This is a genomic window from Serratia sp. AR11 (genome assembly GCF_056376275.1).
In genome coordinates, this window is sequence record NZ_CM150739.1 from 4205336 (window position 1) to 4220534 (window position 15199).

Annotated in this window: 19 protein-coding genes and 1 pseudogene; 8 read left to right on the top strand and 12 right to left on the bottom strand. The window is 51.0% G+C overall.

Going from position 1 to position 15199, the window contains the following annotated elements; translation table 11 throughout:
• Window positions 1-18: 18 nt before the first annotated feature.
• From ACSOSI_RS19795 to ACSOSI_RS19820, 6 genes and pseudogenes are all read left to right on the top strand, one after another.
• Window positions 19-309, top strand: a complete 291-nt coding sequence (locus ACSOSI_RS19795; RefSeq protein ID WP_476706007.1) for a Lar family restriction alleviation protein — start codon at window positions 19-21, stop codon at window positions 307-309.
• Window positions 302-529, top strand: a complete 228-nt coding sequence (locus ACSOSI_RS19800; protein ID WP_476706008.1) for a hypothetical protein — start codon at window positions 302-304, stop codon at window positions 527-529. The genes ACSOSI_RS19795 and ACSOSI_RS19800 overlap by 8 nt, the downstream gene beginning before the upstream one ends.
• 157 nt (window positions 530-686) lie before the next feature.
• Complete coding sequence (locus tag ACSOSI_RS19805) at window positions 687-1037, top strand: hypothetical protein (protein ID WP_476706009.1); 351 nt, start codon at window positions 687-689, stop codon at window positions 1035-1037.
• A gap of 34 nt (window positions 1038-1071) precedes the next feature.
• Window positions 1072-1241: pseudogene (locus ACSOSI_RS19810) on the top strand (DNA polymerase III subunit theta).
• Window positions 1242-1246: 5 nt separating this feature from the next.
• On the top strand, window positions 1247-1432 hold the full coding sequence (locus tag ACSOSI_RS19815) for a hypothetical protein (RefSeq protein ID WP_476706010.1): 186 nt from the start codon (window positions 1247-1249) through the stop codon (window positions 1430-1432).
• 58 nt (window positions 1433-1490) lie between these two features.
• Entirely contained in the window at window positions 1491-1823 is a 333-nt protein-coding gene (locus tag ACSOSI_RS19820) for a hypothetical protein (RefSeq protein ID WP_476706011.1), read from the top strand.
• A 336-nt stretch (window positions 1824-2159) separates the two neighbouring features.
• On the opposite strand, the gene ACSOSI_RS19825 is transcribed toward ACSOSI_RS19820, so the two are convergent.
• Both ACSOSI_RS19825 and ACSOSI_RS19830 read right to left on the bottom strand, forming a co-directional pair.
• Window positions 2160-3104, bottom strand: a complete 945-nt coding sequence (locus ACSOSI_RS19825; RefSeq protein ID WP_476706012.1) for a hypothetical protein — start codon at window positions 3102-3104, stop codon at window positions 2160-2162.
• A 160-nt stretch (window positions 3105-3264) separates the two neighbouring features.
• The gene (locus ACSOSI_RS19830) at window positions 3265-4662 is read right to left on the bottom strand and encodes a tyrosine-type recombinase/integrase (protein ID WP_476706013.1); all 1398 of its coding nucleotides are present in this window, start codon (window positions 4660-4662) and stop codon (window positions 3265-3267) included.
• Window positions 4663-4877: 215 nt separating this feature from the next.
• Here ACSOSI_RS19830 and ACSOSI_RS19835 point away from each other — a divergent pair, with 215 nt between their 5' ends.
• Window positions 4878-5138, top strand: a complete 261-nt coding sequence (locus ACSOSI_RS19835; protein ID WP_476706014.1) for a YfhL family 4Fe-4S dicluster ferredoxin — start codon at window positions 4878-4880, stop codon at window positions 5136-5138.
• Between the two features lie 64 nt (window positions 5139-5202).
• Here the strand turns inward: ACSOSI_RS19835 and acpS are convergent, their stop codons facing one another.
• From acpS to lepA, 7 genes are all read right to left on the bottom strand, one after another.
• The gene (gene acpS / locus ACSOSI_RS19840; RefSeq protein WP_012146371.1) at window positions 5203-5583 is read right to left on the bottom strand and encodes a holo-ACP synthase; all 381 of its coding nucleotides are present in this window, start codon (window positions 5581-5583) and stop codon (window positions 5203-5205) included.
• Window positions 5583-6314 (bottom strand): pyridoxine 5'-phosphate synthase, encoded by a 732-nt coding sequence (gene pdxJ / locus ACSOSI_RS19845; RefSeq protein WP_017893719.1) that lies wholly within the window; start codon window positions 6312-6314, stop codon window positions 5583-5585. The genes acpS and pdxJ overlap by 1 nt, the downstream gene beginning before the upstream one ends.
• Window positions 6315-6387: 73 nt before the next feature.
• Window positions 6388-7119, bottom strand: coding sequence for a DNA repair protein RecO (gene recO / locus ACSOSI_RS19850; RefSeq protein WP_012146373.1), 732 nt, complete (start codon window positions 7117-7119; stop codon window positions 6388-6390).
• An 8-nt stretch (window positions 7120-7127) separates the two neighbouring features.
• The gene (era, locus tag ACSOSI_RS19855) at window positions 7128-8036 is read right to left on the bottom strand and encodes a GTPase Era (RefSeq protein WP_012146374.1); all 909 of its coding nucleotides are present in this window, start codon (window positions 8034-8036) and stop codon (window positions 7128-7130) included.
• Window positions 8033-8713: a ribonuclease III gene (gene rnc, locus ACSOSI_RS19860; protein ID WP_012146375.1), complete on the bottom strand. Its 681-nt coding sequence runs from the start codon at window positions 8711-8713 to the stop codon at window positions 8033-8035. The genes era and rnc overlap by 4 nt, the downstream gene beginning before the upstream one ends.
• Window positions 8714-8895: 182 nt before the next feature.
• Window positions 8896-9873, bottom strand: coding sequence for a signal peptidase I (lepB, locus tag ACSOSI_RS19865; protein ID WP_012146376.1), 978 nt, complete (start codon window positions 9871-9873; stop codon window positions 8896-8898).
• 36 nt (window positions 9874-9909) lie between these two features.
• Window positions 9910-11706, bottom strand: a complete 1797-nt coding sequence (gene lepA / locus ACSOSI_RS19870) for a translation elongation factor 4 (protein WP_012146377.1) — start codon at window positions 11704-11706, stop codon at window positions 9910-9912.
• Between the two features lie 542 nt (window positions 11707-12248).
• Between lepA and ACSOSI_RS19875 the strand changes: the two genes are divergently transcribed.
• Window positions 12249-13088 carry a hypothetical protein gene (locus ACSOSI_RS19875; protein ID WP_476706015.1) on the top strand — a complete coding sequence of 280 codons (840 nt, stop codon included), beginning with the start codon at window positions 12249-12251 and terminating at the stop codon, window positions 13086-13088.
• Here ACSOSI_RS19875 and rseC read toward each other — a convergent pair.
• Genes rseC through rseA form a run of 3 tightly spaced genes read right to left on the bottom strand, consistent with a single transcriptional unit; the run spans window position 13085 to window position 15170 of the window.
• Window positions 13085-13561: a SoxR-reducing system protein RseC gene (gene rseC, locus ACSOSI_RS19880; protein WP_041418661.1), complete on the bottom strand. Its 477-nt coding sequence runs from the start codon at window positions 13559-13561 to the stop codon at window positions 13085-13087. The genes ACSOSI_RS19875 and rseC overlap by 4 nt on opposite strands.
• Window positions 13558-14517, bottom strand: coding sequence for a sigma-E factor regulatory protein RseB (gene rseB / locus ACSOSI_RS19885; protein ID WP_012146380.1), 960 nt, complete (start codon window positions 14515-14517; stop codon window positions 13558-13560). Before rseB ends, rseC begins: the two co-directional genes overlap by 4 nt.
• Window positions 14517-15170 (bottom strand): anti-sigma-E factor RseA, encoded by a 654-nt coding sequence (gene rseA, locus ACSOSI_RS19890; protein WP_012146381.1) that lies wholly within the window; start codon window positions 15168-15170, stop codon window positions 14517-14519. Before rseA ends, rseB begins: the two co-directional genes overlap by 1 nt.
• Between the last annotated feature and the right edge of the window lie 29 nt (window positions 15171-15199).

A 15199-nucleotide genomic window follows, 5' to 3' on the forward strand; every position in this document is an offset into this window, starting at 1 on the left:
AAATTAAGGTGGACAATAATGGAGAAAGTTAAACTTAAATCGTGCCCGTTTTGTGGCGATCATGATGTGCAACTTCAATACGTCGGCAACTTAAGCAATCAAGTTATCTGCCTGGCATGTGGGTCAAGAGGCCCTTCAGATGGATACACCGAAGCTATAGAACGCTGGAACCTCCGTGCCGTTGCCCATAACGAGCTGCCTGACGACTATCAAGAACCCGTAGTAATCACCTGTGAACGCTGTGGCCGCAAAACCAGCCATCCAGAAGGATGGCACTACTGCGGCGCTAAGGCAGACCAGCATGGCTAAACCCATCGTTAGAACCAAAACCGGCGCAAAGGTCACTCTCACCCTTGAGCTGACAAATCTCGGCTCGTGGGGGCCAGAGTGCCCAATTCACCAGGTATACAAGCAGGCTCTGGATCAAGCTGTCGGCAAGCTGGGGAAAATATTTCAGGGTCAGTCAAACATGCAGATCGTCGGGCGACCAGTAATACAGGTCATAACCACTGATGTTGAGGTGAAGTGATGAGCAGCAATCTACTTAAAGACGTTGCCGACTACTGGGGAAAAGATAAATCCGGCTAACTACCGGCTCCGAGGCGCTGAAAAAACATCAAGTTGAAGCTATACTTGCAACCTAAAATTTAGGAATAGCGTAAGGAAAAATCGTGAGGAAAGGAATAGTGTTTATTTTAGCTTCATCTGTACTTCTCTCAGGATGTCTATCGACGCCTAATGAAGCAAGAAACGACGGGCCATTGTTGACTAGAGAAAGTCCCAAACCCCCGCAAGTCCTTAGCGAATGTATCTACGAAAGATGGACCAACACCCGCGTAATGCTTGAACGCGACAATACAACACATGTTGAGAAGTCTAATAATAAAATCACGGTATTTACATGGAAAGACACCATGTTCGCCGATGTCACCAAAAATGGAACAGGTTCTTCTGTTAAATTCTACAAAACCTTTGGCATGGGCTATACCATAGCCGACAATCGAAAAGATGTGGTGGAGAGCTGCTTGATTGACTAACCTTCAGTCTCCAGCAGAACGCTAGAAGGTAAACGTGGATTTGGCAGCATCAGGCGTGGCATACAAGGAACGCATGAACATGCCAATGATACATGGGCAAGTAGAAGATAGCTGCCTAAGCACTTGCGCGAATACTTCCGTGAGCGATTGACGCACTATCGGAACGAGTCCAGACCCAACTTTTTATCCCACAGAGGAAAGTAGGTAAAATGAAGATTATTTTTAGTGATACCGGTATTGAAGAGGATCATGAGTTGGGTTTCGATCCCCATGCAGGTCAGACAATAACTCTTGTCCGCAATGGAACAAAGAGCGATTACGTCATTGATTCTGTATCTGGGCCAATTTTTGAAAATGTATGCCAACCAACAATGGTTAGGGTTCGCCCAGCGTAAGGCCACCTGATTCATTGCATAACCGCCTCATGGCGGTTTTTTATTGCCTGGAGAAAATATGAAGCCAAGAATCGCTCCACACATCTATCGTGATTGCGTGAACGCTCTGCTCGAAGTGGCTATAACTTTTCAAGGCTCATGGCAACTTAGGGAGCGGCTTAATTATGTGCTGAAAAAGCATATTGAGCCTGACCACCCACATACGCGAACTGGAGAACTGGATGCGGTAGATGTTTTCGCTGACCAGGTGATTGGCACTAAGACAAAAATCATTCGCATGCCTGTACCTTTAGGTGTTCCACAAGAAGGCATCCGCGTTTATTTGAATGCTGACGAACTATTCATGCATCTTGAGAAGCAAGGCTATATCGTAGAGGTATCCAATGAATAAAAAAAATGAAGTTACTGAGCTGGATTTACTAACCCCTGAAGAGGTTTGTAAACTGATTGGAGGGGTTACTACAAAAACGTTGAGGGAATGGAACATTACTCATCGCCACCGGCAAATTTTGGCACCCATTCGGTTTACGCATAAAGTAGTCCGGTATGAGCGCCAAAACGTTTTAGATTTTATTGCTAAATGCAGAAGTTCTTATTAACTGTATTCACTCAAATCTGATCAGACAGTTTGATTTTAAAAATGGCGGACAACATCTCATAAGCAAAAACAGCTATGAATCGCCTGCACAGTCATGATGGCTATAGCTTCTAATAAACTCCTTTTCACTCAAAACTCGCCATCTTCATCCTGTAAAGCATTGTTTAGGCTTTCGTAAAGTTTTTTGGCAAGAGACGTTGCATTACCTAACAATTCTTCTAAGTTTTGTTCTGTAATATTGACTGCATTTCCGTCTTTGTCTTTGCCACCACGATGCACTAAGTGATTGCGAATGAGTGTTGCTGCTTCAATCTCGAGTGTCGGCCAGTCATTTCTCGTTTTAATGTCAAATGCAGCCTTGTAACGTTTTAAAACTTGATCGATATTATGCCAACTTGCACTCACCAAGTTTTCTTTGATTGATTTTATTAACTCCATCCTTAATTGCTCAATGGACTCACTTTTAAATGGCAAAGATAAAGTTTCTTTACTCCATTTAAACTCTGACTTTCCCTTTTCTATTAAACCCAAAATATAAGACTGATTTACATCTAATGATTTTATGAACAATTCAACATAAAGTGTCTCTAGAGCAGTAATAACATTAGTGTACAAAATATTAAGCAAGTGTTTTTTTTGATCTTCTTTATACTCACCCTCCCCCAATGATTTTATTATATTTATATTTTCTTCAAACTTAATCATTGGTTCATCTGAAGATGTTACCGCACTATATAAATCATTACCGTACCAATCATCATCATCATCATCATAATTATTAGAGCTACCTGACCACTCATAACATTCATTTTGTAATTCGCCTACTAAGTCCTCAATATAATTATATTTTATGTATTCTCCAAACGTCATTTCTAGTTGTTCTTGAGCATCGAATGGGCCGCCATAAATGTAAGTATAGCCCCCCCCACGGCCATTATAAGGGCAAGAGTGCACTGGGTTTTCGAAGTTTTCGAAAAACCAACTTCGCATAACTTCAATCTGGTCCTCTTTGCTTTTATACTTCAAGGATTGAGGCGGTACTTTCTTCCCATTGATATTAAAAGTCATTTTCATAAATAAAGTATCTCTTTAATAAACCATAGGCGTTTTTCCTGCCCATCATACATTAATTTAACGCGAGCTTAGCAACACCGATTCTAACTCAGGACTGCCTAGTAGATTGATTTTATCCATATTATGTAATCGTGCCAAGACAAGTTAGAGTAGATACATATTAACGTTTCTTTCTTATCAATGCCACCTGAGCGAGTATGCTGGTCTCATGGGCTTCAAAGGCCAGCCGCTTTAATGCCATTTCTTCGTTTAAAATCTCATCCGAGAAATCATAAAATTCCCCCATTGGGTCTGATTCCTTATCAGAGTGATGCATGCAAAGAATGCTAATTTCTTTCGAGTCACTGCGAGAATGCCCCTTGTTACGCATCGCAGCAATGATATTACTCTTGAGGAATTTACGGCACATTGTATTAAATGCACCTTCCTTTCCCTTCACAGTGCCATCATGTCTAACACCCTTCACCGCGTTCTCAGGGCTGTATGTTTTGATTAGCTTGTCCAGAGAACGTTTGGCAAATGGCTTCGCCGGGTCACGCGGCTGAAGGAAGACATACTCCTTATTGCATATTTCTACTGAGTCTCTCCATTTCTTCTGCTCCTCCAGAATTTGCCTGATCCCTGACGTGATCGGGAGACGGAATTCCTTCTGCGTTTTCATCGCCCCTCGCATACCAATCACCCCTGCAGGATAGATAATCTCACTCTCTTCCTTATTAATAAAATCCCACCGCAAGTTGCTTACATTAATTGGGCGCACCCCCGTTAGAATCATGTACCTCATAGCATTTTTTTGGTGCACGGAGCTTGTTGCCGCAATGTTCAACCATAGCCCGGCGATCGACTCAATATCAGTATACAGACGGGTTGGCGTCGGCTTCTGGACTCGCGACGAGATATAATCACTTGGTAGGCTTGCGGCAACGTTACGGCCATTGCAGTAACGAGGCGCACCGAACTTCCAGAAACGCCGAAGTTCCGCCGACAACTCCAGTGCCTGGTTATTGGACTTTGTTTCAATCCAAAGGTCGAGAACCTCAAGCAGTCGGTTGTACGTTATATCGCTAAAAACTTCACGCTCACCAAATGCGGCGGCGATCTGCTTTGTCCTGGTGCAGTAAGTTTTATAACTATCCTCACCCAGCTTTTGACGCTCAACCTTCGCCTGTAAATCCCCTTCATACTCTTTGATGGCCATCTGAACTGACTCAGCCTTCAAACCATTATCCGCAATATCCTTCGCCTTTTCCCTGGCAATCTGAATAGCTAACTCTGGCCACTCCCCTAACTTTTTACCCTTCAATCCCATCTTTTTAGGGAACTCAGCATAGAACGTCACCTTGCCTGCTTTGCTGAAATCTATGCGGAGGTAGCTGTCCTTTTCGTACTTTGAACGCCGGGCCTGTCCGACCTGCGCCAAAATGATTTTGGCAGCAACAACACAGACCCTTATGTGTGAGCTTGCGTAGGGCGGCTTGCAGTCTTCCCAACGGGCCGATGCGGCTAAGAACTCATCATTATTGGGGTTATCCTGCTTCTGTGTTACAGTGCGCGACATTGATATTTCCTTGTATCAGAGGCCACCAGCATGAAGCTCACACATGAGGTTTTATCTGGAGGCTAAAAAGGGCATGTGTTGCCATTCTGTGTTGCTGAACATGGTTTTTCAATGTTTGAAATACTGTATAAATATACACATAGTGCGGAATCGTGCGCAACAGGAAATGCAGATAACTGCATGATTTGAATAGAATAAAAGCGTAAGTGATTGATATGGCGTTACTAATTACAAAGCGGTGCATCAACTGCGATATGTGCGAACCCGAATGCCCTAATCAGGCCATTTCGATGGGCGAGGATATCTACCAGATTGATACCGATCGCTGCACCGAATGCGTCGGCCATTACGATGTTCCCACCTGCCAGCAGGTGTGCCCTATCGATAACACTATTGTGGTTGATCCGCAGCACAACGAAACCAACGAACAGCTGTGGGACAAGTTTGTGGTGCTGCACCACGCCGACCGACTCTGACCACGCAGTCAGATCAACAAGGGCGCCTACAGGCGCCCTTTGATTTTGTCGCCGGATAAAACCATTACCCTTCGATAATCACCGTGGCACAGGCATAGCGACGTTCATCCGCCAGCGAAACATGGATCGAGGTGACCCCCATTTCCTTTGCCAGCTCGGCGGCGCGAGCATGCAGGCGAATATTCGGCTTGCCGAGACCGTCGTTGAAAACTTCAAACTGATTAAACGCCAGCCCATTGCGAATACCTGTGCCAAACGCCTTGGCGACGGCTTCTTTCACCGCAAAACGTTTGGCCAGAAAGCGTACCGGCTGCTGATGTTGCTGGTACAATTCCCATTCAGCCTCGCTCAGCACGCGGCGCGCGAGACGATCGCCACTGCGCTCAACGACGGCTTCAATGCGCGCCATTTCGACAATGTCGGTACCCAGCCCCAGCACCGCCATTAGCGACGCGCTTCGCGCATCAGTAACTTCATATCTGTCACCGCTGCCGGCAATCCACACATCACTGCCTGGCCGATGATTGCATGGCCGATATTCAGCTCATGCATTTCCGGCAGAGCAGCAATTGGCTGAACGTTATGGTAAGTCAGGCCGTGGCCGGCGTTGACCTTCAGGCCTTTCTCTGCGGCGTAGGTAGCGGCAACGGCAATGCGGTGCAGCTCGGCTTTCACCGCCAGTTCACCTTCGGCTTCGGCATAGGCGCCGGTATGAATTTCAATGTAAGGAGCGCCCACCGCAACCGCCGCATCGATCTGTCGATGATCCGGATCGATAAACAGCGAAACCAGAATGCCGGCCTTTGCCAAACGCTCAACCGCAACGGCCATCTTGTCTTGCTGCCCGGCGACGTCCAGCCCACCTTCGGTGGTCACTTCTTCACGCTTTTCAGGTACCAGGCAACAAAAGTGCGGCTTCAACTCAATGGCGATATCCAGCATTTCATCGGTCACAGCCATTTCCAGGTTCATACGCGTCTGGATGGTTTGGCGCAAAATGCGAACGTCGCGATCGGTGATATGACGGCGGTCCTCACGCAGGTGTACGGTGATCCCGTCGGCCCCTGCCTGCTCGGCAATAAATGCCGCCTGAACCGGATCCGGGTATTGGGTTCCGCGCGCGTTACGTAACGTGGCGATGTGATCGATATTGACGCCCAGCAGCAAATCAGCCATGACAACCCTCTAAAAAACGATTTTCAGTGGCCGTAGTTTACACGCGGGGACAGTGCTGCAAAAGGGGAAAAGGTCAGGCGTCGTCGACCGGCGGATCCGGCTGTTTACGAACAAACTGACGAAACAGCTCGCGGCTCTTCAGTGGTTTGCCCCCCAAATAAGGTTTGAGCGCCATGCGGGTGAAACGTTTGGCGGCACGCAAGGTTTGCACGTCCGGGAACTGGCGCTCTGCCAGCGCACGCAGCTCGCGGCCGGTAAAGCTGTAATGGTCCACCACCAGGCTGGCGATAAAGCCTTTTTCCTCGCGGTATCGATAGGTCATGCCGTCGTCCACCGGCAGGCCGCTACCGGCGCAGTGCAGGAAGTCCAGGCCGTAGCCCAGGTGATTAAGCAAGGCCAATTCGAACTGACGTAATGCCTGCTCCGGCGAAACGTCTTCTGCCGCCAGCGCCTGCAAACATTGCAGATAATCGAAGAATAATACCGAGTAGTTTGCTTCCTGCTCCAGCACCCGTGACAGCAATTCATTCACGTATAGGCCGCTGTAGAGCATCATGCCGCTAAGGGGTAAACCGAGAGAGACCGCTTCGGCGCTACGCAGCGTTTTGACTTCGCCACGACCGCCCCAGCGTACCAGCAGAGGAGTAAAGGGTTGCAGACAACCCTTTAAATTGGAACGGCGGCTGCGCGCGCCTTTTGCCAGCAAACGCACCCGCCCATGACCTTCGGTAAACATATCCAGCATCAGGCTGGTTTCACTGTACGGTCGTCCATGCAGGACGAAAGCGCGTTCCCAGCCGTCCATTGGATAGTTTATTTCAGGTCGTCGGTATAGCCCAGGCTACGCAACGCACGTTCGTCGTCCGCCCAGCCCGATTTCACTTTCACCCACAGTTCCAGATGCACTTTGGTTTCAAACATCTGTTCCATATCCTGGCGGGCTTCGATACCGATGGTTTTGATCTTGGCGCCTTTGTTGCCGATGACCATTTTCTTTTGGCCTTCACGCTCAACCAGGATCAACCCGTGCACGTTGTAGCCACCGCGCTCGTTCGGCACAAATTGTTCGATCTCAACCGTCACCGAGTAAGGCAGTTCTTCACCCAGGAAACGCATCAGCTTTTCACGGATAATTTCCGACGCCATAAAGCGCTGGGAACGGTCGGTGATGTAATCGTCCGGGAAGTGGTGTTCCGCTTCCGGCAATACCTTGCGTGCGATAGCAGCGATGGTATCCACGTTCATACCTTTTTCGGCAGAAATCGGCACTACGTCGAGGAAGTTCATCTGCTGGCTGAGGAACGCAATGTGCGGCAACAGCTTGGATTTGTCGGTAACGTTGTCGACCTTGTTGATCGCCAGCAGCACCGGACATTTCAGGCTACGCAGCTTGTTGACCACCATTTCATCGTCGGCGGTCCAGTTGGTTCCTTCCACAACGAAGATCACCAGCTCGACGTCGCCGATTGAGCTGCTGGCCGCGCGGTTCATCAAACGGTTGATGGCGCGTTTTTCTTCGATGTGCAGACCCGGGGTGTCGACGTAGATGGCCTGATAGGCGCCATCGGTGTCGATACCCATAATGCGGTGACGGGTCGTCTGTGGTTTACGCGAGGTGATGGAGACTTTTTGCCCCAGCAGTTGGTTCAGCAACGTGGACTTGCCCACGTTGGGGCGACCGACTATCGCAATAAAACCACAGTATTGTTTCTCTTCGCTCATTCAAGCTCCAGCTTTATTAACGCTTGTTCCGCTGCCGCTTGTTCGGCTTTACGGCGGCTTGAGCCGGTTCCCACAACGGGTTCGCTCAAACCACTCACCTGACAGTGGATAGTAAATTCCTGATCGTGCGCCTCACCGCGAACCTGCACCACCAGATAAGAAGGTAATGGCAGATGACGACCCTGCAAAAACTCCTGCAAACGGGTTTTTGGGTCTTTCTGCTTATCACCGGGGCTGATTTCGTCCAACCGGCTGCGATACCAGTCCAAAATCAGTCGTTCAACAGTTTGGATGTCGCTATCCAGGAAAACGCCGCCAATCAAGGCTTCCACCGTATCCGCCAGGATTGATTCGCGGCGGAATCCACCACTTTTCAACTCACCCGGACCAAGACGCAGACATTCGCCCAGATCAAACTCACGCCCCATCTCTGCCAGCGTATTACCGCGCACCAGTGTGGCGCGCATACGGCTCATATCGCCCTCGTCTACGCGAGGAAAACGCTGGAACAGCGCATTGGCGATGACAAAACTGAGAATGGAGTCACCCAGAAACTCAAGACGTTCATTGTGTTTACTGCTGGCGCTACGGTGAGTTAACGCTTGCAGCAAGAGCTCCTGCTGTTGAAAAGTGTAGCCCAGCTTCCGCTGTAGCCTATTTATTACGATGGGGTTCATGAGTTACCAATAGATCAAGAATGCGTCAAAAACTTGCAGCATACGGAACAGGCCTGCTTTGCCGAAAGCCAATCCAAAGCTGTTTCGTTTGCAGTGGCCCCCAACAGGGAGCCAACTTTTTATCGCTCGAGCCGGTATTCTACAACGAGTGGAAATATAATGCTGCGTTAATAGACGCTGGATTAATGAATTCCACCGATGCGGCTAAATCTTACGCCGGTAGGCCATTCGCCTTCCTGCTTTTCAAAACTCATCCAGATAGCAGTGGCCTTGCCTACCAGATTTTTCTCCGGTACGAAGCCCCAATAGCGGCTGTCGGCGCTGTTGTCGCGGTTATCACCCATCATGAAGTAATGACCCGCCGGCACAACCCACTCCGCCAACTGTTTACCCGGCTGCTGATAGTAAGCGCCCACCTGATCCTGCGTGCCCGGCACGGTCAGAATATGGTGAGAAACATTACCCAGCGTTTCCTGGCGTTCACGCAGGCGGATGCCGCCCTGCGGCACATTTTCACTCAGCGGGATCTGGTAGAAACCATTGCTGGCCTCACCCATGCCGCTGCGGCTGAACAGCTGCACAAAGTCACTTGGCTGTGCGTCGTTATAAGTCACTGCCAATGCGGTGTCGCATGACTGGCCGCTATTACACGAAGGCTGAACGGTCACACGCTTATTGATCGGATCGTAACTCACACGGTCGCCCGGCAGACCAATTACGCGCTTGATATAATCGAGTTTCGGATCCAGCGGATATTTAAATACCGCAATATCACCGCGTTTCGGATGACCGGTTTCAATTAGCGTGGTCTGGGTAATAGGATCTTTAATGCCGTAGGCATATTTCTCCACCAGAATAAAATCGCCAATCAACAGCGTCGGCATCATGGAACCGGACGGGATCTGGAAAGGTTCGTAAATAAACGAACGCACCACAAAGACCAGCAGCAATACCGGGAAAACCGACGCGCCGGTTTCAATCCAACCCGGTTGTTTCGCTACTTTTGCCAGCGTTTTATCATCTACGGCGCCCGCAGTCTGTGCATTCACCGCCGCAATCTTCGCTCGGCGGGCCGGCGCCCATCTGAAGCGCTCAAAGGCCCAGATGATCCCGGTAACCAATGTAGCCAGTGCCAGGATCAGGGCAAACATATTCGCCATGCAAACTCCCTAGTTTCGCGACTTTATCGCTGTTACTTACTTGTCCTTGCCAACGTGCAGAATGGCCAGGAACGCTTCTTGTGGCAACTCGACGTTACCCACCTGCTTCATGCGTTTCTTACCGTCTTTCTGCTTCTGCAGCAGCTTCTTCTTACGGCTGACGTCACCGCCGTAGCATTTAGCCAAAACGTTTTTACGCAGCTGTTTCACCGTCGCACGCGCGATGATATGAGTACCGATAGCGGCCTGGATGGCAATATCGAACTGCTGGCGTGGGATCAGCTCTTTCATCTTCTCTACCAGCTCACGGCCACGGTACTGCGAATTGTCGCGGTGAGTGATCAGCGCCAGCGCATCCACGCGCTCGTTGTTGATCAACACGTCGACGCGCACCATGTCAGAGGTCTGGAAGCGTTTGAAGTTGTAATCCAGCGACGCATAACCACGCGAGGTAGATTTCAGACGGTCGAAGAAGTCGAGTACCACTTCCGCCATTGGAATTTCGTAAGTCAGCGCAACCTGGTTACCGTGGTAAACCATGTTGGTCTGCACACCGCGTTTCTCGATACACAACGTGATCACGTTACCCAGGAATTCCTGCGGCATCAGCATGTGACATTCGGCGATCGGTTCACGCAGCTCTTCGATGTTATTGAGTGGCGGCAGCTTGGATGGGCTATCAACGTAGATAGTCTCTTTGCTGGTGGTTTCCACTTCATACACTACCGTTGGCGCGGTGGTGATCAGCTCCAGATCGTATTCACGCTCCAGACGTTCCTGAATGATCTCCATGTGCAACAGGCCGAGGAAGCCACAGCGGAAGCCGAAGCCCAGCGCGGTGGAGCTCTCTGGCTCGTAGAACAGCGAGGCGTCGTTCAGGCTCAGCTTGCCCAGCGCGTCGCGGAAGGATTCATAGTCGTCGGAGCTGATTGGGAACAGGCCCGCGTAAACCTGCGGCTTCACTTTTTTGAAGCCCGGCAAGGCTTTGTCCGCCGGTTGGCGAGCCAGTGTCAGGGTATCGCCCACCGGTGCGCCAAGGATGTCTTTGATTGCACAGACCAACCAGCCCACTTCACCACAGTTCAACACGTCGCGATCGACACGTTTCGGGGTGAAGATGCCCAGACGATCGGCATTATAGGTTTGGCCGGTGCTCATGACCTTGATCTTGTCGCCCTTGCGCATGGTACCGTTCTTGACGCGCACCAGGGAAACTACGCCCAGGTAGTTATCGAACCAGGAGTCAATGATCAGTGCCTGCAGTGGCGCTTCCGGATCGCCTGCCGGCCCCGGAATATCACGCACCAGGCGTTCCAGCACTTCTGGTACGCCAACGCCGGTTTTGGCCGAGCAACGCACCGCATCGGTAGCGTCGATGCCAACGATGTCTTCAATTTCCTGCGCGGCGCGATCGGGATCGGCTGCCGGCAAGTCAATTTTGTTCAGTACCGGCACCACTTCCAGATTCATATCCAGCGCGGTGTAGCAGTTGGCCAGCGTCTGGGCTTCTACGCCCTGCCCGGCATCGACCACCAGCAGTGCACCTTCACAGGCGGCCAGTGAACGGGAAACCTCGTAGGAGAAGTCAACGTGTCCAGGGGTGTCGATAAAGTTGAGCTGGTAGGTTTGGCCGTCTTGCGCCTTATAATCCAGCGTCACGCTCTGCGCTTTGATGGTAATGCCACGCTCGCGCTCAAGATCCATAGAATCGAGCACCTGCGCGGCCATTTCACGTTCGGTCAAGCCACCGCAAATTTGGATAATACGGTCGGACAGCGTCGACTTACCGTGGTCAATGTGGGCAATAATGGAGAAATTTCGTATATGCTTCATTATAAAAGTTTTTCTGCCTTGGTATTTCTGAATTACTCGCCTATAGAAACCCGCATGGACCTAAAGCGACAGTGAATGGGTTCGGCCGTCTTGCGCCTGAATCGCTGCATTCTACATGCCACAACACTGAAAACCTAGCGATCGGTGCAGTGAAGGCATTCTATTATGTACACTTTAATGTTACAGAGCGCTCCGGGTTATGAAAGCGGATGTTAACAAAGCCCGACGCGGTCGACAGGGTAAGTTATAACAATCTTGCCCTCCCATATTGCCTCGCCAGCCGTTGACGGGATCGCCCGTTAATACATATCCGCCAATAACGCAATAAACCCTCTCCTAATTCTGAACAAAATAATATTTGGATCAACATCTTAGAATTGCACTTTGCCCCCCGGGCTTTAGGAAAAACCCGATGTACGCTCGCCGGCTGCTCCTATAGAAATGAGGGTGAACACCGCGATAAAACATAATTCAGGGCACTACATCGGCATGCCCACCGGGGTTCACCAGCATATCTCTGCGTGTTGATTGGAAGGTGCATAATGATCGATAAAGGGCAAATGCTGAGCCGGCACGATTTTTCAAAGGTCAATTGGGGCATTCTCGCAGCGGCAGCGCTGTTGTTAACTCTCGGTGCGGCACTGCTTTTGCTGCCGCTGCTGAGCAACATGGATGAAAATGAGGTACTGACCTTACTGCAAACCGGCGCAGCGACTATTTTACTCGGCTGTATCCTGCTGGCACTGCGCCATTACCTGCGGCCAGCATTGACCTATCGCCTGTACGAACAGGGTGTTCGGGTGATTAACCCACATAGTCATAAAGAACGATTTATCCCCTTTGAAAAAATTGGTGATATTTATCGTTTTCGCGGCGGTCGTTTATTTGGGGGAGTCTTGGATGTGATGGCATTTCGCGCGTCGGCTGATCAACCCTGGTGTCCGGTGTTCAGCAATGTTTCCCACTCCTTGCGGCTGGCCGATACCATTATCGCTCAGCAGATCCAACAGCGTGGACCACAGGCGTTGAATGCACTGTATCAGGGGGAAGTGCTGTCGTTTCGCTATCTCAGTTGTGGCGCTCGCTGGCTGACCCAATTGCTGCCTGGCCATCGGAAAGGACAATCGGCCCAAACCTTGAGCCTGAGTTCAACGGCACTGATCACAGCTCAGGGGTCTATCCCGATTGAGCAGATCCGCGAACTGGAAAATAATCCGCAGCGCGGCACCATTCGCCTGTTGGATAATCAGGGCAATGCGTTATTTACTATCGGCTATTTTTCACTGCTCAGCGCCGATTTGTTTATCGCGCTGCTGGAGCATATGATCTACGCCCGCATCACCGCCTACCATAACCCGGCGATGACGCGGCAGCAGTTTTAATGCAGAGGCTGGTTTTCCGTTTGCAGGCGCATGGCCCCAGGCGGTAAACCAATTTGCAAAACGATGGGTTGGTAATTTGCCTGTTCACCGAGGCGGTGTGCCAGACTGCGCGCCAGCATAAAGGCCGCGACACCGCCGAGCAGTGCGCCAAGCGCGGCAGAAGCATCGGTACCCAACCAGTATTGCAACAGGCTGCCCCCCAGCATCATGCCCAGTAGCGGCGTCAGATAAACCAGCATTGCTGAGCGCAACAGGCTGCCTTCCGCAATACCCACCTCAACCCGCTGGCCCGGCTCAAGCGGCTGCTCGATATGAACCTGCAACTGGTGTTCGGTTTCCGGCACCAGTTCATTCAACGCCCGCGCGCCACAGCCAGAACGGGCAGTACAACTGCCACATCCGGCTTTCGGCTCACAGCGCAGCAGCGCCACGCCCTGTTGCCACGAAACGACCGTGGCCCACTCTTTCATCATTGTGGTGACACCTTGAAGGAAATACTGTCAGCGATACGCTTGGCCGTTGCCGGCGGCAGTTCGCCCACGATAGTGATCTCATTGCCGTTACGCACTTCGGTTTGGATAGTACGACGCCCCTGGCGATAATATTGCTGGCCGGCACCGCTGCCCGCCGGGCTGACGTTGACCGAGAAACTAAACAAGCCGTCGCTGTAGAGCCGTGACTCAACAGGTTCGTTCACATTCGGCAACTTGCGGCGGTTACGTGCGACTTCATCGACCCCAGCCGGTAACCAGCCCGTACTCCAACTCAACTTGATTTTATCTATCGCCGGAAGCGACAGCAAGGGTGGCAGATTAGCCTTGATCAGCCCCTGCATCGCGCCTTGTACCTGCGACCCGACGACAAACGAAATCACCCGGTATTGCTCAAGCGTTTCGCCATCACGGTCGATCAAATCCACCCGCAACGGCAGCTTGGTGGCTTCATCCATCCAGACAATGTAGCTATAGCGTGAACCATCGCGAGCAACCACGCGGATCACTTCGCATGGACGATCGGAAATTCGGGTGCTGCCGACGGAGATGAAATCGTAATATTTCGCCAGACGGTCAAAATCAGCATAAACAATGGCCGGCAACGCATCGACGATGTGATCGCCGGACAGCGTAAAGGGCTCCAGGCCGGGTTCGAAATAGCTAATTCCGCCGCCACGCTGCAGCACTTCACGGCGCGGGCCGTCCATATGCAGTAATTGGCCGAGCGGTTGCTGGTCAATCACCGCATGACGATAGCGCAGCGATTCGATCCCCTGCTTGCTGATGCTGATATAGGCGAGTTCATAATTGAGCGAACGGCTGGCACTGCTCATCTGTTGTAACAACGCCCCGGACGCAGAGGGCTGCGCCGGGGCGATGTTTGAGTAGAGCAGGCTGCCCGTCAATAGACAGACGGAGAACCAAATTTGCTTCATTACTGCTGTTGCATTCCTAAAGACTGAGTTCCGGGAACCTGAACGGCAGCCTGTTGTGGGGTGCTTTGCTCAAGCTGCAGCTGATCAGAATGCAAACGACGTTGCAACTCATAATCCTGCAGCATAGCGTTAATGCGTTTGCGCTGTTCCTGCACCTGCTGCTGTTGACCGCTGCCGGTGGAGAAACTGTCTGCCGGCACGCCGAGGCTGACCGGTGACGCCTGCCCCATGATTGGCAGGGTATTAAACGCCGGTGATTCAGCGGCGCCAGATTGTGCAGCCGGTTGATTGTATTGCTGTACGCCTACAATCACCGCCAGCGACACGCAGGCCGCCATACCAATCTGTGTGATCTGGCTGGCCCAAGGGCGGACTTTGTGCCAGAACGGCATTTTCTGCCAGGTGTGAGGTTGCGGCTGAGATTCCGGAACTGCAGAAGGAACCAGACGTGCAGGTTCTTTCTCAAGTGCAGCAGCAACACGATCTGCGATATCGAGATGCATAACTTGTCCGATATCACCCCGTAGTGTGTCACGTATCAGGTGATAGCTCTGCCAGCTTTGTTGAAGCGCCCTGTCTTTAGACAACGAACTCAGCAGCTCGCTATCGAGCGATTCCCCATCCATCAGAGCGGAAAGCTTTTCTTTCTGCATGCCTAAGTACCCTTCCTGTGTCCGCCATT